This window comes from Janthinobacterium sp. PAMC25594, from assembly GCF_019443505.1.
In the GTDB taxonomy this organism is placed as follows: domain Bacteria; phylum Pseudomonadota; class Gammaproteobacteria; order Burkholderiales; family Burkholderiaceae_D; genus Janthinobacterium.
In genome coordinates this window covers 5,572,994-5,593,127 of record NZ_CP080377.1, presented here as the reverse complement: position 1 = coordinate 5,593,127, position 20,134 = coordinate 5,572,994, and the positions used below count along the sequence as shown (strand labels likewise).

The window sequence follows — 20,134 nt, the reverse complement described above, 5'->3', positions numbered from 1 at the left end:
AGCGCTCTTGCGCCCGATCACTGTTCGACAGCGCACCATGGATTCAAGCCGGTGCGACAAACTCGGCCATGAAGGTGCGCGTGGTGTTTTCCGGAAACGCAATCGTGACCTGGTCGCCCGCCACCGACAGCACGGTGCCGATCTGGTAGCGTGGCACGCGCACGCGGCTGCCGACGGCGATCTGGGGCGCTGGCGCTGGCGCGGGAGCAGGCGGCAACTCGTCGAGGGAAATGGGCGCGGCCAGCGCGGGCGGCGACTGGCAATTGTCGCAGGCGCAGCAGCGCTCGAAATCGCCGGCATCGCCGAAGTAATAGAGCAGCAGTTTCCAGCGGCACAAGCCGCTTTGCGCATAGGCCACCATTTGTTCGAGCGCCTGCTTGTCGCGCTCCTGCTTGTCGACGTAGATCTGCGCCAGTTGCGCATACGAGGGCGAGCTGGCCGAGGGCGCTTTCAGGCTGTAGCCCAGCTTGCGGTCCTGGCGCAGCAACTTGCCGTCTTTCAACAGTTTCAGGCATACCTTCAGGTGGCCGTCGGAAAACTCGGGCAGGCTGGATGCCAGCGCAGCGAAAGCAAACGTGGCTGGCAATTCTTGCGCTACCGCCACGATGGTGGCCAAATCGTCGGCCGTGGGATAGCGCTTGGCCAGAAAAAACTGCTGGACCCGCTTGTCTTCCTGGAAATACAGCAAGGTGCAGTCGGCGGGCAAGCCGTCGCGCCCCGCCCGGCCCGATTCCTGGTAATACGCTTCCAGGTTGGCCGGCACCTGCAAGTGGATGACGAAGCGCGTGTCGGGCTTGTCGATGCCCATGCCAAACGCGTTGGTGGCGACCATGATGCGGCGCTCGCCGCCCATGAACAAGTCCTGGTTGTGCTTGCGCTCGCGCGCCGCCAGCTTGCCGTGGTAGCACGTGACGCTCTCGCCCAATGCCTCCAGCCGCGCCGCCAGGTCTTCGACGGCCTTGACGGTGGCCGCATACACGATGCCCACGCCCGGCGTCTCACGCAGCAGGCGCAGGACTGCATCCTGTTTTTCTCCCGCATTGGTGACCTGGATCACGCGGTAGCGCAAATTGGCGCGGTAGGTGCCCGTATTGATGACGTTGAGCTTGCGCGCTGCGAGTTGCGTATCAATATCGGCCACCACTTCCCCGGTGGCCGTGGCCGTCAAGGCCAGCACGGGCGGGCGGCCCAGCGCGCGCAGGGCCGCCGCGATGTCCAGGTAGGCGGGACGGAAGTCGTGGCCCCACTGGGAAATGCAATGGGCTTCATCGATGACGACCAGGCTGGGCGGCGCGCTGGCCAGCAGGGACAGGAAGGCGGGACTGGCCAGGCGTTCCGGCGTGCAAAAGATGATGAGCCTGCCGCCCCGGGCGACGCGGGCGATGGCGTCGTCTTCCTCGGCGCGCGACAGGCTGCTATTGAGCTGCACGGCCGTGATGCCCAGTGCGTGCAGCTTTTCCAGCTGGTCTTTCATCAGTGAAATCAGCGGCGACACGACTAGAGTCGCGCCGGGCAACAGCGCGGCGGGCAGCTGGTAGCACAGCGACTTGCCGCTGCCGGTGGGCATGATGGCCAGGGTGTCGCGTCCGGCCAGCACGCTGTCGATGACGTCCTGCTGGCCCGCCCGCAGGCGCGCGATGCCGAATACCGAGCGCAGCAGGCGCTGGATCTTGCGCTGGCGGGCACTGCCCGGTTCGCTCACTGCAGAAATGGTAGTCGCCATCGTGGTCCGGTCCCTCACATGCCGGCGCCGATTGCCAGCTTGCCGCCACTTTACGGCCGGGCCTGGCGTACGACCATAGGACGGCTGCTACAGCCAGCGTAGGAATTCAGGAAGCGAACAGGATGGCCCAGAACAGCATCAGCAAGCCGGCAATCGACACGCACCAGACCAGCGTGCGCACGACGGGCACGCCGAACGCGTACAGGGGCAAATACAGCACGCGGGCGGCCAGGTACAGGGCCGCGCCATACAGGGTCAGCGCGCTTTCCTGCGCCGTCACGTGGGCGATCAGCACGGCGGCGGCGAACAGGGGCAAGGTTTCGAACAGGTTCGCCTGGGCCCGCTGCAAGCGGCCCGTGATCTTGCCCACGGGCGGCCCGTCGCCGTCGCGCGCGCTGACGTTATACGCCGTGCCCGTTTCGCGCGTGCGGAACAGCGCGGGCAGCAGGATTTGCACCAGCGCCAGCACCAAAGTACAGCCCAGCATGGTCAATTCAGGAGTCATCTTTACCTCTGTGGGTGGGGTGGGCAGGCCGTACCGGCGCGTGCCCGTCAGGATTGGTCGAGTGCCGCTTGTAATTCCGTCAAATCATAGGGTTTGCGCAAGACACTGGCGGAAAAGCCCAGCTCATCCATCGATTCCTTGCCATAGCCGGTGGAAAAGATGATGCGCATATCCGGTTTCTCGCGCAGCACCATGCGCGCCAGCGCGATGCCGGACATGCCGGGCAGGCTGACATCGGTAAACAGGATATCGAAGTCTTGCTCGTTGAGCAATTTCCACGCCGCCTCGCCATCGGACACGCCGCTGACCGTGTGGCCCAGCATGCCCACCAGTTCGCACACCATCAGTTGGGAATCGAGATTGTCTTCCACCACGAGTATCTTCATCGATGTCGGCATGTCCCCCTCTGGTGTTGGCGCATGACCCGTCAAGTCCAGCCCCGGCGTGCCGCTCCCCAGCACGCTTGCCGGAGAGCCGGCCACCGGCGCGCCGGACCGTTCAAACTGGCGCGCGCGCATTTGCTGCTGGCGGTTGGCCAGCACATGGCGCAGCTTGCGCGCCAACTCTTCGCGCCGGTATGGCTTGCTGAGCAATTCCACGCCCGCGTCGAGCCGGCCCTCGTGCACGATCACATCCTGCGCGTAGCCCGAGGTAAACAAGACGGCGATATCGGGCTGCAACTCGCGCGCCTGGCGCGCCATCTCCGTGCTGCTGACGGGACCGGGCATGATCACGTCCGTAAACAGCAAGTCGATCTGCGCGCCGCTGTGCAGCACGGCCAGCGCGCTTTCGCCATCTTCGGCTTTCAGCACCGTATAGCCGAGCGCGCCGAGCATGTCGACCACGGTAGTGCGCACGCCCACGTCGTCTTCCACCACCAGCACGGTTTCCGTGCCGCCCGTGACGACGCCGCTCAATTCCAGTTCCTCGTCCGCTTCGGCCATCAGGGAACGGGGCAAATAGATTTTGACTCCCGTGCCCACGCCAGGTTCACTGTAAATGCGGATATGGCCGCGGCTTTGCGTGACGAAACCATACGCCATCGACAGGCCCAGGCCCGTGCCCGCGCCTTCCGGCTTGGTGGTGAAAAACGGCTCGAACGCACGCTGCAGCACGGGGCCGCTCATGCCGCGGCCCGTGTCCGTCACCGACAGCATCACATACTGTCCGGCCGGCACGTCGACCAGCTTGTGCACATACTGTTCATCGAGCACGACATTGCCCAGTTCGATGGTCAGCTTGCCCGCGCCATCCATGGCGTCGCGCGCGTTGATGGCCAGGTTCAGGATGACGTTCTCGATCTGGCTGCGGTCGACCAGGGTATTCCACAGCCCGCCGCCGCCCACCAGCACGATGTCGATCGCTTCACCCAGGGCACGCCGCAGCAGCGCATCCATGTTGCGCACCACGCGGGCCAGGTCGGCCACCACGGGTTTCAACGGTTGGCGCCGCGCAAACGCCAGCAGGTGCGACGACAGCTTGGCGCCCCGCTCGACGGCGGCAATCGCCGTGTCCAGGCGCTGGCGCATGAGGCCATCCGAGCCCGTCAGGTGGTGCAGCAAATGCAAATTGCCGGAGATGATTTGCAGCACATTGTTAAAGTCGTGCGCGATGCCACCCGTCAGCTGGCCCACGGCTTCCATCTTTTGCGCCTGGCGCAAGGCGTCTTCGGCCTTGGTGCGCTCGCTCACTTCCTGTTCGACCCGGTGCTCCAGCGTTTCGTTCAATTCATGCAGCGCCTTTTCCACGCGGCGCCGGTCCGTGATATCGGTCTTGACGGCGATCAGGGAACGCGTATGACCCTGCTCATCGACCAGGCGACTGACATTGCTCGACACCCACACTTGCGAGCCATCGGGTTTCAAATAGCGTTTTTCCAGCGAGAAAGACTCACCCGTTTCCACCAGGCGCTGGAACAGTACGTTGTTGCCAGGCACATCCGCCGGATGCAGGATGTCGTTCATGTTCAGGCTCAGCAGCTCTTCGGCGGAACGCCCCAGCATGCGGCACAGGGCGCCGTTGACCCGCTGGAAACGGCCATCGAGGCCCAGCTCGGACAAGCCCACGGAAGCCTGGCCGAAAATGGCGGCCATGCGCTCCTGGCTGGCGTTGAGTTCATCCTCGATCTGGCGCCGCTCCGTCACGTCGAACGATACGCCCACGTAGCGGCGCTGGCCCGGCATGCGGCCGGCGAACACCTCGCCCTGGCGCGCGATCCAGCGCAGCGCGCCGTCGGCAGGGCGGCGGATGCGGTACTCCACGTATTCGAGGGGATTGGGCGCCAGATCAAGCTTGCTGGGTCCGACCTTTTGCTGGTCGCGCGCATCGACCAGGCTCACCAGCAGGCGCTCCGTCACTTCCACCTCGTCGGCAATGCCCCACAGGCGGCGGAAGGTAGGCGACACCAGCATCGCGCCCGTCTCGGGAAACCATTCGAAAGTGCCGATGCCGCCCGCCTGCTGGGCCAGGCGCAAGCGCTCCTCGCCTTCCATGCGCTCGGTGACGTCGATGCCCTCGACGAGAATGCCCGTGACCACGCCCTCGTCATCCTTGATGGGCTGGTAGACGAAGTCGATCTGGCGCTGGCCCGTCTGCCCGTCCGCCGTCTGCAAATCCACCGTCACCTGGCGCCCTTCGAACGGCTCGCCCGTGCGGTAGACCTGGTCGAGCAGTTCGATGAAGCCCTGCGCCTTGACCTCAGGCAAGGCCGATTCCACGGTTTTCCCCAGCAGCTCCAGTTCGGGGCGGCCCACCAGGCGCAGATAATGCTCATTCGCCAGCTCGAACACATGCTGCGGCCCGCGCAGCATGGTCATGAAGCTGGGCGCCTGCTGGAACAGGGCGCGCAGCAGCGCGCGTTCCTCGCCCAGGCGGCGGTTGGCCGCGCGCACGGCCTCGCTCTCCGCCTGCAAGGTGGTGTTGAGTTGGCCCAGCTCGGCCGTGGCCAGCTTCAGCTGGCGCCCCTCTTCCATGCGCGCCGTCAATTCCAGCGCCGTGCACAGCACGCCGTCCACCTGGCCGTCGGCGCCATGCACGGGCGCATAAAACAGGTCGAAGCACACATCCGTCGGTTTTCCATCACGCAACAGCGGCAAACAGCGCTCGCGGTGCACCTGCGTCTCGCCGCGCAGTCCCGCTGCGAGGATGCGTGCGTTCCAGTCCCAGATTTCGGGCCAGACGGCGGGCACCGTGCCGCCCAGCGCCGCCGGATGGCGCGCGCCGGCGATCTGGATGTAATCGTCGTTGTAAATCATGACGTGCTGCGGGCCCCACATCAGCACCATCGCCATCGGCGAATTGAGCATGATGTCGACGCTGGTGCGCAAATTGGCGGGCCAGCCTTCGAGTGCGCCCAGGCTGGTGGCGGACCAGTCATGCTGGCGTACCAGTTCGCCCATGCCGCCGCCGCCAAGCGGCCAGGCTGGCGCGCTCATGTGGCCAGTCCCGCTTGCACGCGCACCTGGCACTGGCGCGGGATGCGCACCGTCGCCAGCGTGCCCTGCGTGGCCGTCGAACTGATCTCGACGGTGCCGCCGTGGGCCTTGACGAACATGTTCACCGTGTACAGGCCCAGTCCCAGGCCCTGCCCCGTCCGGCGCTTCTCGCCCGCCTGCTGGAACGGCTCGAACAGGGTCGGCAGCAAGGCGGCGGGAATCACGCCACGATTGGCAATGCGCAACTCAATGCTGTCGGCGGCGCGCCCGTCGAGGGCCAGTTGCACCGGCGTGCCCGCCTCGCCATGCGTGAGGGCATTGCTTAACAGATTCGAGATGACTTGCGACAGCAAGCCCGCATCGCATTGCCCGTGCAGCTCGCCGACACTGCTGACTTCGACCAGCGGGGCCTGGCCCGCCGTCTCGAATTCCTCGACGATGGCGCGCGCCAGCGCCAGGTAGTCGTGCGTGCTGCCGCGCAACTCCATCGTGCCGGAACGGATGCGCGCCAGGTCCAGCAGCTGGTCGACCATGCGCGCCATGCGCTTGGCGCTGCTTTCGATGCGCTGCGCCGTGACGATCACCTTCGGATGGTCGCTCATCATCGGCAACAGCATGGCGCCGTTCATCACCACCGAAAGGGGCGTGCGCAAGTCGTGGCCCAGCACGGCCGTGAACAGTTCATTGAGGTGCAGCGCATGCTTGAGCTCGTCGAGCTGGGCCGACAATTCGCGCTTTTGCTGGTACAGCTGCACCAGCACCGCCACCTTGCTTTGCAAGGCTTTCACGTCGATGGGCTTGTACAGGAAATCGACGGCGCCCGCCTCGTAACCGCGGAAACTGTAGCTCGGTTCGCGCGACGCGGCCGTGAGGAAAATCAAGGGGATGCCGCGCGTGCGTTCGCTGCCGCGTATCAGTTCGGCCAGTTCAAAACCGTCCATCTGCGGCATTTGCACGTCGATCAGGGCCAGTGCCACTTCATGCGTCAACAGCAATTCCAGCGCTTCTGCGCCTGAACTTGCTTTCAGGATGACAATACCGGGCCGTGCCAGCACGGCTTCGGCGGCGACCAGGTTTTGCGCGATGTCGTCAACGACGAGGATATGGATAGGAGCGGTCACAGAATCATCTTCAGGCATCGCAACGGCAAGATGCCATCGTGTTTCGATATGAACATCAACATTGTTTCAATTCTCACATATATTACACGCACTGCCCCACTCCCATTCACTTGTGTTCGCCATCACCGAGCAAGGCCAGGCTGGCAGCCATCTGCGGCAAATCGAGCACGCGGTCGGCGCCGGCCAGCTTGAGCGCGGCCGCCGGCATGATGCCACAACTGGCCCGCTGCGGGTCTTGCACCCAGGCACTGCCGCCCAGTTGCCGCACGCGCGCCAGTCCCGCCGCGCCGTCGGCCGAAGCGCCCGTCAGGATGATGGCCAGCATGGCGCGCCGGTAGGCGTAGGCTGCCGTTTCCAGCAGGACATCGATGGACGGGCGCGAAAAATACACGGGTTCTTCCTGCGACAGGGAAAAACAGCCATCGGGTTCGATTTGCAGGTGGTAGTCGGGCGGCGCGAAATACACGACGCCCGCTTGCAGCGGTTCCTTGTCCTGCGCTTCGCGCAAGGGCAGCTGGCAGCGCGCCGCATACAGCTGCGGCAACTGGCTGGAGCGGCCCGGCGCCAGGTGCAGCACCACCACCACGGTGGCGCAGCAGGTGGCGGGCAAGGCGCGCAGCACGGTGCCCAGCGCTTCCACGCCGCCGGCCGAGGCGCCGATGGCGATCAGGCGCAGGCCGGCGGGCGGTGGCGCCACGTCGCAGGTCGGCAACATGTCAGGCACGCTGGAAGATGCGTTCAGCCGGGCTCAGCTCGTTGAAGCTGGCCGCGTGGCGGCTGAAATGCAAGCTTTCCTTCATGCCCAGGCCCAGGAAGCCCCGGTTCACCAGCGCTTCGTGGAACAGGCCCAGGCTGCGGTCTTGCAAGTCTTTATTGAAGTAAATCATGACGTTACGGCAGGAAACCATGTGCACCTCCGAAAACACGCTGTCCGTCGCCAGGCTATGGTCGGCGAAGACGAACTGACGCCGCAGGCGCCGGTCAAAGATGGCGCCCTTGTAGGCGGCCGTGTAATAGTCGGACAGCGAACGCTTGCCGCCCGCCAGCTGGTAGTTTTCGCTGAACTGGGCGATGCGCTCGACCGAATAGATGCCCGCTTCGGCGGCGGCCAGCGCCTCGACATTGATGTCGGTCGCATAAATCATGCTGCGTTCGAGCAAGCCTTCCTCTTCCAGCAAGATCGCCAGCGACCACACCTCTTCGCCGCTGCTGCAACCGGCCACCCAGATCTTGATCGAGGGATAGGTGTGCAGGACGGGCACGACTTTTTCGCGCAAGGCGCGGAAATACGCGGGATCGCGGAACATCTCGCTCACCTGCACCGTAAAGAATTGCAGCATCTGCGCGAACATGGCCGGCTCGTGCAAGATGCGATCCTGCAACTGCGACAGGCTGGCGCAGCCGAAGCGTTCCATGGCCTGGCGCATGCGCCGGCGCAGGGACGCCACGGAATAATCGCGGAAATCGTGCTGATACCGCAGCAGTATTCCCTCAAGCAATAACTTCAGTTCGATATCGAAAATATCATCATCTAGCAATTTGACATCCACCCTTCTATCCATGCAGCATTCCCCGGCCCCGCACCACTTCGCGGGTGCATGGGGCCAGCCGAAATGCTAGCAGATCACCGGGGATTATCCCGCAGGAAAAGCGTCAGTTAGGTACGCTGGCGTACGCTCGGCCCACTTTTTTCAGGCATCCACGCCCTTCATGCCTTCCTCCGTGTAGCGCGCCCCCGCCGCCATGCCCAAGGGAAAGGCGGCGTTCATCGCCGCCAGTTCCGCCCCGTCCAGGCGCACGGCCAGCGCGCCGAGGTTGTCGTGCAAATACGCGATGCGCTTGGTGCCGGGAATGGGGATGATGTCGTCGCCTTGCGCCAGCAGCCAGGCCAGCGCCAGCTGGGCCGGCGTGCAGCCCTTTGCGCGTGCCAGGTCACGGACCTGCGCGACGATGGCCTGGTTGCGCGCCAGGTTGCCGGCGGCGAAGCGGGGATTGAACTGGCGGAAATCCCCCGCGTCGAGACTGGCGGCATCGGCGATGGCACCCGTCAGGAAACCGCGGCCCAGCGGGCTGTAGGCAAAGAAACTGGCGCCCACTTCGCGGCAGGCGGCCAGCACGCCCTGCTCCGGCTCGCGCGTCCACAGCGAGTATTCGCTCTGCACGGCGGCCACGGGGCAGAGCGCCGCCGCGCGCCGCAAGGTGGCGGCGCTCACTTCGCACAGGCCCACGGCGCGAATTTTTCCTTCTTGCCGCAATTGCGCCAGCGTCCCCATCGAGTCGGCCAAAGGGGTATCGAGGTTCAGGCGGTGCAGGTAGAACAGGTCGATGGCGTCCACGCCCAGGCGCGTTAGCGACGCCTCGCACGCCTGGCGGATATAGGCGGGTGCATTGTCGACGCGGCGCGCATAGCTGCCCGCCTCGCGCGCCAGGCCGCACTTGGTGGCGACCAGCGCCTGGCCGCGATGGCGGGCCAGGAAACGGCCCAGCAATTGCTCGTTGTGGCCGAAGCCGTAGGCGTCGGCCGTGTCGAACAGGGTCACGCCCGCCGCCAGGGCCGCTTCCAGCGTGGCCATCGATTGCGCCTCGTCCGTGGCGCCATAGAATTCCGACATGCCCATGCAGCCCAGGCCCAGTGCCGAGCTGCTCAAGCCGCTATGGCCGATGCGTCGTTGTTGCAGTTGCATGTTCATCTCCCTCACGTCAATACGGCCAGTCTAGGCTGCGCCGGTCGGCGAGGGAATGCGCAATTTCGTGATACCTTTCTGGTATGAGAGCCCTCGACACCCACGCCCTGACCCTGTTTTGCGCCGTCGCCCGCTGCCTGAATTTCCGCCAGGCGGCGGAACAATTGCACATGACCCAGCCGCCCCTGTCGCGCGCCATCAAGACGCTGGAAGAAAAACTGGGCGCGCGATTGTTCGAGCGCGACACGCAGGGCGTGGCCCTGACGCAGGCGGGCCGCACCCTGTTGCCGCAGGCGCTGCACCTCCTCGATTTGCTGGAGTTGGCGCAAACATCGCTGCAGCGCGATGCCGCCCCGGCGCGCCTGCGCCTGGGCCTGACCAGCTCCGTGGCGGCAGGCCTGTTCCGCCCGCTGCTGGCGGCGCTGGAGGGGCAGCTGGGCAATATTCGGCTGGAATTGACGGCGGCGCCATCGCCGCGCCTGGTGGCTAGCGTGCGCAAGGGCCAGCTCGACGCGGCCCTGCTGGCGCTGCCCAGCGCCACCTTCGAGCTGGCCGTGCAGCCACTGGCGCGCCAGCCCATGATGCTGGCGCTGCCCGCCGGCCACCGGCTGGCGAAGAAGCGCAAGCTCAGCCTGGACGACATCGCGGCAGAACCGATTTACTGGTTCGAGCGGGCGCGCCAGCCCGTCTTCTTCGACCATTGCCAGCAGGTATTTCGCCGCCACGGCTTCGCGCCCGCCTTCCTGCGCGAGGCGGTGGAGCACCATGTGCTGCTCGGCGACGTGGCGGCCGGCAAGGGCATGGCCCTGCTGGCCGACTCGTTCCGCGCACTGCGTCTCGCTGGCGTGGTTTATCGGCCATTGCTGGAGGGCGAGGAATTGGCGGCCGGCATCGGCCTGGCCTGGCAGCAAGAGCACGGCCATGCGGCCCTGCCCCTGCTGCGCCAGCTGGCGCTGGAACATCTGCACAAGTGAACGCCGCACGCGGACAGTCCAGACGCGCTACCATAACGCCTTCCCCATTTTGCGCGCCACCACGACCATGACGTTTATCCTCAGCGACGCCGCCTACGGCACCGATACTCCCGCCGCCAAGCAAGCCATGTATGCGGACCTGCGCTCGCAGCTGCAAGGCTTGCTGTCGGGCGAAACCGACTTCATCGCCAATACGGCCAACTTCAGTTCGCTGGTGTTCAATACCATGCCGGGCCTCAACTGGGCCGGTTTTTATTTCCTGAAAGGCGAGGAACTGGTGCTGGGACCGTTCCAGGGCAAGCCGGCCTGCATCCGCATCAAGAAAGGCCGCGGCGTGTGCGGCACCACCGTGGTCGAAGGCAAGTCCATCGTCGTGCAGGACGTGCATGCGTTTCCCGGCCACATCGCCTGCGACGTCAATTCGCGTTCGGAACTGGTGGTGCCCGTCTTTGCGCACGGCCAGATCATCGGCGTGTTCGACCTCGACAGTCCACTGGTCGGCCGTTTTGACGAGGTCGACGCGCAAGGCGTCGAATCGCTGGTGCGCGTGCTGGAAGCGGCGATTGTTGCTGAATAACTAGTTGCCCGCCTTGACGGCGATAAATTCGCCCTTGCCGACAGTGGCCAGGCAGGCCGTATAGCGGCTGTCGGCGCGGATGGCATCGAGGAACTGCGCCATGTCCGCGTAGTGCGAACTGGCGTTGTCGACCACCAGCACGCCGCCGGCCGCCAGCGCGCGGTCCAGCTGCGGCCACCATTGTTCGTATTGCTGGCGCGCGGAATCGAGGAAGATGAAATCGTAGGCGCCGTCCGCCGCATCGCGCAGCACGTCGCCCGCGTCCGCCAGCAGCTGGCCGATCACGCCTTGCAATTGCGCGCGCGCAAAGTTGGCGTGCGCCATGTCGAACTTGTCCTGCTCCTTTTCCACCGTGACCACGTTGCCGCCCAGCGAGCGCGCCGCGCGCGCCAGCCACAGGGTGGAGTAGCCGTTCGAGGTGCCGATTTCCAGCACCCGGCGCGCACCGCGCGCATGCACGAGCACGGCCAGCAATTCGCCCGTGTCGCGCGTAATGTTGAGCATGCGGCTGGCGCGCTCGGCATGTTCAGCATCATTGACCAGACCGAACGCTTCCAGTTCGTCCAGCAGGGTATCGATGGTATCGGCGCTTGCCATGATGGCTCCTTTGCAAAATACCAGCATAGCAAAAATACTACGCTTGTGCGCGCCTCAATGGACGTTTCAGGGTTTGCACCATCAGCACGCCCAGCAGGGTCACGCCGCCACCGATCACATCGTAGCTGTGCAAGGTTTCCCCGAGGAACAGCATGGCAATGATCACCGTGAACACGGGCAGCAAATTCATCAAGGTCGTCGCGCGGCTGGGGCCCAGCTTGGCCAGGCCATGCATCCACAAAAACGGCGCGATGATGGAGGCGGGAATGCCGGCAAACAGCACCAGCGGCAAGCCGGCGCTGGTGACGGGCGGCGCGGACTGGCTCAGGTAATACACGAACAGCACGGGCACGGCGCACCAGACCTGGATCAGCAAGGAATGCCAGTTATTCATGGGAATCTTCCAGCGCTTGAGCAGCACGCCGTAAGCCGCATACGACAGGCAAGCCAGCAGCATCAGCGCGTCGCCCACGGCAGCGCCATGGGCGAGCAGCGCGGCCGGGTCGCCATGGCTGAGCAGGTAGCCGAGTCCCAGCAAGGACACGATGCCGCCAAACACGCCGCCCACGGTGGGAGCCTCTTTCAACACCAGTACGGACAGGCCCACGGCCAGCAGCGGCATCATCGACGCCAGAATGCCCATGTTGGTGGCCGTCGTCGTTTGCGCGGCGATGTAGGCGAGGCACTGGTACATGACCATGCCCAGCATGCCCAGCACAAACAGTTTCCCCAGATACGGCTTCACGACGGCCCGCTGCTTCCACACGGGGCGGGCAAACACGAGCGCCAGCAGCACGCCGGCCAGCAGCCAGCGGTAGAACGAGATGGCGGCCGGGTCGATCACGCCGACGGCCATCTTGCTGACGATGGTATTGATGGCCCAGATCAGCACGGCGATCACGGGAAACAGATAGTGCTTGGCTTGCATGCGGCGGACTCCAAATTTGAATACCGCCATTTTCGCATGGTCCGATTCCATGGATATAATGAATACCGGACAATCGATGCGAAGAACAGGACAAAGACCCCATGGCCAGCAACCAGCATTTCCCCGCCATTTCCGACGCCCTGCCCTATCCCGTGTACTTTCGCCTCGACGATTACCACGCGCACCAGCAATTCGATTACCAGAGCCATCCTTGGGGCCAGCTCACGTATTGCTCCACGGGCGTCATGGAAATCATGGTGGCAGGCCAGCGCTACCTGTCGCCGCCCCAGTATGCCGTGTGGATACCGCCGGAGACCTTGCATGACGGCTATATCCGCCAGGATGTCGTGTTTCACTCGGCCTACATCGATGCCGGCCTGTGCGCGCAGCTGCCGGCCCAGCCGTGCGCGCTGGTGCTGAGTCCCTTGCTCAAAGCCATACTCGGCGACTTCGCCGAAAGGGGCGTCACCACGCCCGCCACCGAGGCCGACCAGCGCCTGGCGCAGGTGCTGGTCGACCAGTTGCAGCTGGCGCCGTGCAGCCGCAACTACCTGCCCGGCAGCGACGAGCCCGTCATCGCGGCGCTGCTGACCGCCCTGCAGGCGGAGCCGGGGAGTAACCGCTCACTGGCCGAGTGGGCCGCGCAATTGCACGTGACCGAACGCACGCTGGCGCGCCGCTGCCAGCGCGAACTGGGCATGCCGTTCGGCGAATGGCGCCAGCGCCAGCGCTTCCTGGCGGCATTACCCCTGCTGGAACAAGGCGACACCGTGCAGGCCATCGCGCTGGAACTGGGCTACAGCACGGCTTCCGCTTTCATCGCCATGTTTCGCCGCCAGAGCGGCGGCACGCCGGACCAGTTCCGCCGCGGCCTGCGCTGACAAAGCGGATCCGCTTTGTCATGCTTTGTCATATGAGGATGCTAAAATTCAAACATCTTTCTAGAGAGCAAAAGGATGCGCATGAACCCCAGCACCGAGACGGCCCATGAAACCCCAGGCAGCGAGGATGCGCCACAGGTGACAGAGACGACCGTGACGGCGCCCATCCGCCTGGACAAGGAAGACATCCCCACCGTGCTGGGCAAGCTGCGCACGCTGGTGCAGGACAAGACGCGTTTCGAGCCGCAGGACATCACGCCGCTGGGCGAGGAAGACGTGCTGCAGGATTTTTCCCTGCAAGCCAATTACGCGCTCGAAGCGCGCTTCGAACAGCGCGTCATCAATGGCTACTTCACGCCATCGGGCAATGACTGCCGCTGTGGCTCGCACGAGGTGGGAGCGCTCGCTCACGCGCAGGAGAAGGAACGGCTGCGCCGCGCGGCGGGCAAGCTCGACGCTGCCTTGCGCCAGGCGGGCCAGGCCTACAATGGGGTCGAGGCGGGCATCTACCTGCCGCACGCCGTCAAGTACTGGCACCTCGACACCTGCAACAACTGTCATGGAAAAGGCCGCATCAGCTGCCACACCTGCCACGGCCTGACCACGGAAACCTGCTGGAACTGCCACGGCGGGCGCACCGTCAGCTGTGACGCCTACGGCTGCTACGGCAGCGGCAAGGTATCGTGCTCGTATTGCAGCGGCAGCGGCACCGTGTCCGAGCAAGTCACCGATTACGTCACGGTGCAGGTGCCCACGACCACCTACAGCAACGGCAGCTCGCATACCAGCTACCACAGCGAAACGCGCACGCAATACCGCACCGAGCATCGCAATTGCTACCATTGCAGCTACGGCAAGGTCACGTGCAACAGCTGCCACGGTTCCGGCAACATCAATTGCGGCACCTGCCGCGCCAGCGGCAGTGTCACCTGCCGCACCTGCAGCGGCGTGGGCGACTTGCGCTGCAACCCCTGCGACGGTTCCGGCAAGGTGGGCAAGGCGGCCTGGGTCGACGTGCACGTGGCACCCGGCTACAGCGTCAGCCTGCCCAAGCAGGCGCCCGACGACGCGCGCCGCATCCGCGACAAGGAGAGCGTGCACTCACTGGCGGCCATTGCCAGCAGCCTGGCCCTGGTGAAAGTGAGCATTTACAATGAGGACCAGCCGCAGGAAGTCGACGCCCTGTACGGCGGCAAACTGCGCATCGTGCGCCTGGACGCATCGTGCAACGCCGAAAAACACCACCTGGTCGCGTATGGCACGGACTTGCGCTGGCTGACGCTGGACGACATCGTGGAAAAGCTGCTGCGCGGCGACCTCAAGGCGCTCAGCGATGCGCTGGCCGGCAGCGCCGACGACGGCCTGTTCTCGGCCCACGTGCAAGGGCTATTGACGCCGCTGCGCGACGTGGCCGCGTCCGAGCTGAATGCGGACGTGATCGAGTCTGTCCTCAGCGGCGACGCCGACCACGCGCACGTCGACGTCGTCTCCGCCGAGTATGCGCAGAACGTGCGCACCTGCGTGCTCGGTGCCCTGCGCCAGGTCTACACGCGGCTGGCCAAGCAATTCTGGTGGAAAAGCGCGCTGGCCGCGCTGGCCGCCGCCATCGCCACCTGGTTCTTTGCGGGACGCGGCGCCGCCGTCGTCGCCGGCCTGCTCGTCACGGGCGCCGGCTACTGGCTGTTCAACCGCAAGGTGAAAACCGTGCTCAGCGAAGCGCTGGGCGGCGCGCAGCAGGCCGCACGCGCCATGGGCATCGCCGGCAAGGGGCGCCGCAACCAGCTGGCGCAAGTGCTGGTCCTCGCGCCCGCCAGCCTGGCCGTGCTGGCCGCCAGCTATGGCTTGCCCGTGCGCGTGCGCCCGGCTGCTCCGCCGCAACAGGTGGCCATCGCCTCGGCGCCCGTCGCCCCCCACGCGCCAGCCGCCGTGCCGCAGGACGCGAGTGCCGCCAAGGCCGTCAAGCTGTATGAAAATGGCGACAAGGCGCAGGCGCTGACCATGCTGGAAAGCCTGGTCGGCAAGGGCGACGCCGGCGCGTATGGCTTATATGGCTGGATGCTGCTGATGGGCGAAGGCCGGCCCGGCCCCGCCGTCGCGCCAACGGCGCAGCAGCGGCAAGCGCGCCAGGTCGCCGCCAAGCCCCTGGTCGGCAAGGGCCTGCTGAAAAACGACAGCTATGCCTTGACGGCGAAGGGTGTGATGCTGGCCGAAGGCTGGCAGGAGCCGCGCAACATGGCGCGCGGGCTCGACCTGCTGAAACAAGCCGCGAACAAGGGCAATGCGCAAGCCATGCACTTGCTGGGCCTGTACCACGTGCGCGGCTACCAGATCCCCGTCAACCACAAGGAAGCGCGCAAATGGTTCACCCTGGCCCCCGACAAGGGCAGCGCGGGCGATATCTACAACCTGGGCCTGATGGACTGGGAAGGCGCTGGATTAAAACGCCCGGACCGCGCCAGCGCCATGCAGCGCTGGAAGATCGCCGCCGCCATGGGAGAAGAACGCGCGATTAAGGCGGTCGCGCAGGGACAGCCTTAAGCGGCTGCCGCCAGCGCCTGCAAGGCCATCGGGTTCGGCGTCGGCTCGGCGATTTTCGTCAGCAGGTTGCGGTCCGTGTGGTGAAACGGTTCGTCCTTGCCGCGAATCAGCATGACCGTGTCTTCGTCGTAGCCCCAGGTGCCGTCGGCGTGGATATCGACCTTGATGCGGTATTCGACGGTGGTGAACGCGTGTTCGAGGAAAGGGTTCGAGCAGATGCCGTACGCCGTCGAATCGCGCTTGGCCACCAGTTCGAAACTGCTGGCGTCCGCCGTCGTCGTGCCGGACGCCATGGCGATCTGGCCGCGCGGGATGGCCAGGGTCTGGATCACGGCGCCCGTGGCCGGCTCCCACAGCCAGTAACCGACCTGCTCATGATACGTTTTGACCTGGTCCGGCTTGGTGATGTGGATGTAGTAGCGCAAGCCGTAGAACAGTTGCGGGCCGTTGGTGACGGGGTCGATCGGCTGCAGTTCGATGCGCTCGACGAAGGCCTGCTTGCGCGGACCGTCCGCTTTCGGCTTGACGTCCAGGCCGCGCGTGCCCGTCCAGATGCCGGCCATGCCGGTCAGGGGGCCCAGGTTGTTCAGGGTATGCACGTCGGCGGACGGCTCGGTGTAGATATCTTCGGGAAAATCGCTCATGCGGAAGTCTTCAAAATGGGGCAACAGTGCTTGCCGCCATTGTAAGACGCAGGCCGCTATCCGGGAAAGAGCGCGATGTGGCGTTCGATGAACCGCAAGGCCGCTGTCGCCAGCAAAGGGCGCTGCGATTCAAACACGGCTGCAGCGCGCGTTTGCAGCAGATTGGCGGCCGCCTCGGGCAGCAGCAAGTCATCGGCGATGAACGCCGCCACCGCGTCGATATTGACGTACAAGGCGCTGTCGAAGCCTTCCCAGTCCACATAGGCCAGCCACTCGGCCAGCATCACCACGCCGGCGACGGGCGGCGCCAGGGCCGCGATGCGATCAAGGTGCAGCACGCTGTCGTCGCGGATGCCTTCCTGCTGCAGCACGGCCAGCGCCACCTGCTGCAGCGCGTCTTCCGCGTCGTGCCGGTATTTGTTCAGCAGGCGCTGCGTCAGGCTGGCGCTGGCCGCATCCATGCTCAGACCAGCGGATCGGTCGAACCGGTCAGGGTGAAAATCTCAAAACCCGTTTCCGTCACGGCCAGCGAGTGCTCGAACTGCGCCGACAGCGAACGGTCTTTCGTTACCGTCGTCCATTTGTCGGGCAAGACCTTGACCTGGTAGCTGCCCACGTTGAGCATCGGCTCGATCGTGAAAATCATGCCCGGTTCGAGCACGATGCCCGTGCCCGCGCGGCCATAGTGCAGCACTTGCGGCGTGTCGTGGAAGACCTGGCCCACGCCATGGCCGCAGAAGTCGCGCACGGAAGAGAAACCCTGCGCCTTGGCCACCGCCTCGATGGCGGCGCCCACGTCGCCCAGGGTCGCGCCCGGACGCACCGTGTGGATGCCGGCCATCATGGCCTCATACGCCGTGTTGACGAGGCGGTTGGCCAGGATGGAGACGGCGCCCACCTTGAAGGTGCGGCTGGTGTCGCCGAACCAGCCCTGGAACTTCGGCGTCACGTCGATGTTGAGGATGTCGCCCACTTTCAGGATTTTCGTTTCCGACGGGATGCCGTGCGTGACCACGTGATTGACGGAGATGCAGCTGGCGTGCTTGTAGCCGTGGTAGTCGATGGTGCCGGGGATGGCGCCGGCGGCGCGCATGAATTCTTCGCACAGGGCGTCGAGTTTGGCCGTCGAGACGCCCGGTTTCACGAAAGGCGCGATGTAGTCGAGCGTGTCGGCGGCGATGCGGCCGGCCGCGCGCATGCCGATGAAACCTTCTTCGTCGTGCAGGGGGATTTTCTTGCCGTGTTCAAGCTGGGTGGAATAGCGCATGGGGATTCTTTTCTTTGTTAGTGTGATGTGGCATGTAAGGCCCAGCCGCGCACGGCGTCGTGCGAAGCGCGCAGCATGGCGTCGACGCTGGCCGGTATCGGCCGCTCCTGGGTCAGGTAAGGCTTGACGACGGCCACGGGCGCGTCGATCAGCACGAATTTGAGCAGCATGTGGTCCAGGTCCAGCTCCGTGGTGGCGGGCATGGCTTCGGCGCAGCGCACAAAGCAGGCGTCGAGCGCCGCCTGCTCCTCTTCCACGGCGGCCAGCAAGTCCTCGCTGAGGCCACTGCTGAAATCGGGGCTGTCCGCGCATTGCAGCAGGAAGCGCGCGTACACGGGCTTGCGCCGGCACCAGTCCAGCAAGCCGTGCACGCCGGCCCAGGTGTCGCCGCCGAGCCAGCGGCTGGCCACCTCCTCGCGGAAGTCGCTTTTCACGCGCAGCCAGGCGCGCGCCAAAATCGCGTTGCGCGAGTCGAAGCGGTGATACACGGAACCGATGGGCGCACCGGCCTTGACGGCGATGGCGGCCATCGACACGGCGGCTACGCCGCACTGGGCGGCGACGGCGATCGCGCTGTCGATGAAGTTGTTTTCGTTGAATTTGGCGAGTCTGACCATTCAAATAGAATACAGATTCTATTTGAATCCGTCAAGCGCCCCAGGCAGGCAAGAAACGCATCCAACGCGACTTGCCCCGCTGCCTTACAATGGTATGCACGAACCGCTACCAGGAGAATCCGCTTGCTTACGCCCCCCTTCATCGCCTCCTCCCGCTTCGACGATCCACGCCTGGCGTTGGAACAGGTGCAAGCCATTTACCGCGGCAGCATTGAACACCTGCGCGATGCGCTGCAGCGCTTTGTCGCCGGCGAAGACATGCACGAGCGCGTGCGCGCCTGCTACCCCTTCGTGCGCATCCAGACGGACACCGTGGCGCGCGCCGACTCGCCGCTGGCCTACGGTTTTGTCGCCGGTCCCGGCGTGTTTGAAACCACGCTGACGCGGCCCGACCTGTTCGGCGACTATTACCTCGACCAGTTCACCCTGCTGCTGAAAAACCATAACAGCGGCCAGAAAGTGCACCTGGAAGTGGGTGTGAGCGCCCAGCCCATCCCCGTGCATTTCTCGTTCGCCGAGCATGATCATATCGAAGGCAATATGGATGCGGGCCGCCGCCTGGCCATGCGCGACCTGTTCGACCTGCCCGACCTGTCGGCCATGGACGACGGCATCGCCAACGGCACGCACGAACCGGCGCACGGCGAAGCGCAGCCGCTGTCGCTGTTCACGGGGCCGCGCGTCGATTACTCGCTGCAGCGCCTGCGCCACTACAGCGGCACCTCGCCGCAGCATTTCCAGAACTTCGTCCTGTTTACCAATTACCAGTTCTATATCGACGAATTCATCCGCCTGGGGCACGCCATGATGGAGCGCGCGCCGGACGCCGCCGCGCCATCGGACGAAGACGGCTACATCGCCTTTATCGAACCGGGCAACGTCGTCACGCGCCGCGTGGGACAGACCGTGGAAAGCGACGATGCGCTGGGCGCCGCGCCGCCGCGCCTGCCGCAGATGCCCGCGTATCACCTGCTGCGCGCCGACGGCAGCGGCATCACCATGGTCAATATCGGCGTGGGACCGGCCAATGCGAAGACCATCACCGACCACATCGCCGTGCTGCGCCCGCACGCCTGGCTGATGCTCGGCCATTGCGCGGGCTTGCGCACCACGCAAAGCCTGGGCGACTACGTGCTGGCGCATGCGTATGTGCGCGAAGACCACGTGCTCGACGAAGACTTGCCGCTGTGGGTGCCGATCCCGCCGCTGGCGGAAATCCAGCAGGCGCTGCAAACGGCGGTGGCGGAAATCACCCAGCTGACGGGGCATGATTTAAAACACATCATGCGCACGGGGACGGTGGCCAGCACCGATAACCGCAACTGGGAACTGCTGCCGCAGCGCACGCCGGAGCGCCGTTTCAGCCAGAGCCGCGCCATCGCGCTGGACATGGAAAGCGCGACGATCGCCGCCAACGGCTTCCGCTTCCGCGTGCCGTACGGCACCCTGCTGTGCGTGAGCGACAAGCCGCTGCACGGCGAAATCAAGCTGCCCGGCATGGCCAACCACTTCTACCGCGAACGGGTCGACCAGCATCTGCGCATCGGCATCCGCGCCGTGGAACTGCTGCGCCGCCAGGGCGTGGACCGGCTGCACAGCCGCAAATTGCGCAGCTTTGCGGAAGTGGCGTTTCAGTAAGCGTGC

General features: G+C 65.1%; 18 protein-coding genes. 5 read left to right on the top strand and 13 right to left on the bottom strand.

Annotation, left to right across the window (positions count from 1 at the left end; genetic code table 11):
* Nucleotides 1–43 precede the first annotated feature (43 nt).
* From KY494_RS25040 to KY494_RS25010, 7 genes are all read right to left on the bottom strand, one after another.
* Nucleotides 44–1,723, bottom strand: a complete 1,680-nt coding sequence (locus KY494_RS25040; RefSeq protein ID WP_219888592.1) for an ATP-dependent DNA helicase RecQ — start codon at nt 1,721–1,723, stop codon at nt 44–46.
* Between the two features lie 106 nt (nt 1,724–1,829).
* Nucleotides 1,830–2,228, bottom strand: coding sequence for an MAPEG family protein (locus tag KY494_RS25035; RefSeq protein ID WP_099762835.1), 399 nt, complete (start codon nt 2,226–2,228; stop codon nt 1,830–1,832).
* A gap of 47 nt (nt 2,229–2,275) precedes the next feature.
* Entirely contained in the window at nt 2,276–5,662 is a 3,387-nt protein-coding gene (locus KY494_RS25030; RefSeq protein ID WP_219888591.1) for a PAS domain S-box protein, read from the bottom strand.
* On the bottom strand, nt 5,659–6,783 hold the full coding sequence (locus KY494_RS25025; protein ID WP_219888590.1) for a hybrid sensor histidine kinase/response regulator: 1,125 nt from the start codon (nt 6,781–6,783) through the stop codon (nt 5,659–5,661). Before KY494_RS25025 ends, KY494_RS25030 begins: the two co-directional genes overlap by 4 nt.
* Before the next feature lie 106 nt (nt 6,784–6,889).
* Nucleotides 6,890–7,498: a chemotaxis protein CheB gene (locus KY494_RS25020; protein ID WP_219888589.1), complete on the bottom strand. Its 609-nt coding sequence runs from the start codon at nt 7,496–7,498 to the stop codon at nt 6,890–6,892.
* 1 nt (nt 7,499) lies between these two features.
* Nucleotides 7,500–8,345, bottom strand: coding sequence for a protein-glutamate O-methyltransferase CheR (locus KY494_RS25015; protein ID WP_219133848.1), 846 nt, complete (start codon nt 8,343–8,345; stop codon nt 7,500–7,502).
* A 129-nt stretch (nt 8,346–8,474) separates the two neighbouring features.
* Nucleotides 8,475–9,467, bottom strand: a complete 993-nt coding sequence (locus KY494_RS25010; protein ID WP_219888588.1) for an aldo/keto reductase — start codon at nt 9,465–9,467, stop codon at nt 8,475–8,477.
* 83 nt (nt 9,468–9,550) lie between these two features.
* Between KY494_RS25010 and KY494_RS25005 the strand changes: the two genes are divergently transcribed.
* Together KY494_RS25005 and KY494_RS25000 are read left to right on the top strand one after the other, a co-directional pair.
* Nucleotides 9,551–10,441, top strand: a complete 891-nt coding sequence (locus tag KY494_RS25005) for a LysR family transcriptional regulator (RefSeq protein ID WP_258194440.1) — start codon at nt 9,551–9,553, stop codon at nt 10,439–10,441.
* Nucleotides 10,442–10,508: 67 nt separating this feature from the next.
* On the top strand, nt 10,509–11,018 hold the full coding sequence (locus tag KY494_RS25000; protein WP_308836443.1) for a GAF domain-containing protein: 510 nt from the start codon (nt 10,509–10,511) through the stop codon (nt 11,016–11,018).
* Here KY494_RS25000 and KY494_RS24995 read toward each other — a convergent pair whose 3' ends face one another.
* Both KY494_RS24995 and KY494_RS24990 read right to left on the bottom strand, forming a co-directional pair.
* Complete coding sequence (locus KY494_RS24995) at nt 11,019–11,615, bottom strand: O-methyltransferase (protein WP_219888587.1); 597 nt, start codon at nt 11,613–11,615, stop codon at nt 11,019–11,021.
* 37 nt (nt 11,616–11,652) lie between these two features.
* A complete protein-coding gene (locus tag KY494_RS24990) occupies nt 11,653–12,543 on the bottom strand; it encodes a DMT family transporter (RefSeq protein WP_219888586.1) in 891 nt (296 codons plus the stop codon).
* 101 nt (nt 12,544–12,644) lie between these two features.
* Between KY494_RS24990 and KY494_RS24985 the strand changes: the two genes are divergently transcribed.
* Nucleotides 12,645–13,424 carry a helix-turn-helix transcriptional regulator gene (locus tag KY494_RS24985; RefSeq protein ID WP_219888585.1) on the top strand — a complete coding sequence of 260 codons (780 nt, stop codon included), beginning with the start codon at nt 12,645–12,647 and terminating at the stop codon, nt 13,422–13,424.
* An 81-nt stretch (nt 13,425–13,505) separates the two neighbouring features.
* The gene (locus tag KY494_RS24980) at nt 13,506–15,962 is read left to right on the top strand and encodes a tetratricopeptide repeat protein (RefSeq protein ID WP_219888584.1); all 2,457 of its coding nucleotides are present in this window, start codon (nt 13,506–13,508) and stop codon (nt 15,960–15,962) included.
* On the opposite strand, the gene KY494_RS24975 is transcribed toward KY494_RS24980, so the two are convergent.
* Genes KY494_RS24975 through KY494_RS24960 form a run of 4 tightly spaced genes read right to left on the bottom strand, consistent with a single transcriptional unit; the run spans nt 15,959 to nt 18,490 of the window.
* Nucleotides 15,959–16,606, bottom strand: coding sequence for an FABP family protein (locus KY494_RS24975; protein WP_176388999.1), 648 nt, complete (start codon nt 16,604–16,606; stop codon nt 15,959–15,961). The genes KY494_RS24980 and KY494_RS24975 overlap by 4 nt on opposite strands.
* 56 nt (nt 16,607–16,662) lie before the next feature.
* Complete coding sequence (locus tag KY494_RS24970) at nt 16,663–17,067, bottom strand: hypothetical protein (RefSeq protein ID WP_219888583.1); 405 nt, start codon at nt 17,065–17,067, stop codon at nt 16,663–16,665.
* Between the two features lie 2 nt (nt 17,068–17,069).
* Nucleotides 17,070–17,873 (bottom strand): type I methionyl aminopeptidase, encoded by an 804-nt coding sequence (gene map, locus KY494_RS24965; protein WP_099666967.1) that lies wholly within the window; start codon nt 17,871–17,873, stop codon nt 17,070–17,072.
* A 17-nt stretch (nt 17,874–17,890) separates the two neighbouring features.
* Nucleotides 17,891–18,490: a TetR/AcrR family transcriptional regulator gene (locus tag KY494_RS24960; protein WP_219888582.1), complete on the bottom strand. Its 600-nt coding sequence runs from the start codon at nt 18,488–18,490 to the stop codon at nt 17,891–17,893.
* 123 nt (nt 18,491–18,613) lie between these two features.
* Here KY494_RS24960 and KY494_RS24955 point away from each other — a divergent pair, with 123 nt between their 5' ends.
* The gene (locus KY494_RS24955; RefSeq protein ID WP_219888581.1) at nt 18,614–20,128 is read left to right on the top strand and encodes an AMP nucleosidase; all 1,515 of its coding nucleotides are present in this window, start codon (nt 18,614–18,616) and stop codon (nt 20,126–20,128) included.
* The last annotated feature ends 6 nt before the right edge of the window (nt 20,129–20,134 follow it).

Bases quoted from the DNA above. Each gene is read 5' to 3' on its own strand.
- KY494_RS25040 (WP_219888592.1), bottom strand. From the start codon at position 1,723: ATGGCGACTACCATTTCTGCAGTGAGCGAACCGGGCAGTGCCCGCCAG.
- KY494_RS25035 (WP_099762835.1), bottom strand. From the start codon at position 2,228: ATGACTCCTGAATTGACCATGCTGGGCTGTACTTTGGTGCTGGCGCTG.
- KY494_RS25030 (WP_219888591.1), bottom strand. From the start codon at position 5,662: ATGAGCGCGCCAGCCTGGCCGCTTGGCGGCGGCGGCATGGGCGAACTG.
- KY494_RS25020 (WP_219888589.1), bottom strand. From the start codon at position 7,498: ATGTTGCCGACCTGCGACGTGGCGCCACCGCCCGCCGGCCTGCGCCTG.
- KY494_RS25015 (WP_219133848.1), bottom strand. From the start codon at position 8,345: ATGGATAGAAGGGTGGATGTCAAATTGCTAGATGATGATATTTTCGAT.
- KY494_RS25010 (WP_219888588.1), bottom strand. From the start codon at position 9,467: ATGCAACTGCAACAACGACGCATCGGCCATAGCGGCTTGAGCAGCTCG.
- KY494_RS25005 (WP_258194440.1), top strand. From the start codon at position 9,551: ATGAGAGCCCTCGACACCCACGCCCTGACCCTGTTTTGCGCCGTCGCC.
- KY494_RS25000 (WP_308836443.1), top strand. From the start codon at position 10,509: ATGACGTTTATCCTCAGCGACGCCGCCTACGGCACCGATACTCCCGCC.
- KY494_RS24995 (WP_219888587.1), bottom strand. From the start codon at position 11,615: ATGGCAAGCGCCGATACCATCGATACCCTGCTGGACGAACTGGAAGCG.
- KY494_RS24990 (WP_219888586.1), bottom strand. From the start codon at position 12,543: ATGCAAGCCAAGCACTATCTGTTTCCCGTGATCGCCGTGCTGATCTGG.
- KY494_RS24985 (WP_219888585.1), top strand. From the start codon at position 12,645: ATGGCCAGCAACCAGCATTTCCCCGCCATTTCCGACGCCCTGCCCTAT.
- KY494_RS24980 (WP_219888584.1), top strand. From the start codon at position 13,506: ATGAACCCCAGCACCGAGACGGCCCATGAAACCCCAGGCAGCGAGGAT.
- KY494_RS24975 (WP_176388999.1), bottom strand. From the start codon at position 16,606: ATGAGCGATTTTCCCGAAGATATCTACACCGAGCCGTCCGCCGACGTG.
- KY494_RS24970 (WP_219888583.1), bottom strand. From the start codon at position 17,067: ATGGATGCGGCCAGCGCCAGCCTGACGCAGCGCCTGCTGAACAAATAC.
- map (WP_099666967.1), bottom strand. From the start codon at position 17,873: ATGCGCTATTCCACCCAGCTTGAACACGGCAAGAAAATCCCCCTGCAC.
- KY494_RS24960 (WP_219888582.1), bottom strand. From the start codon at position 18,490: ATGGTCAGACTCGCCAAATTCAACGAAAACAACTTCATCGACAGCGCG.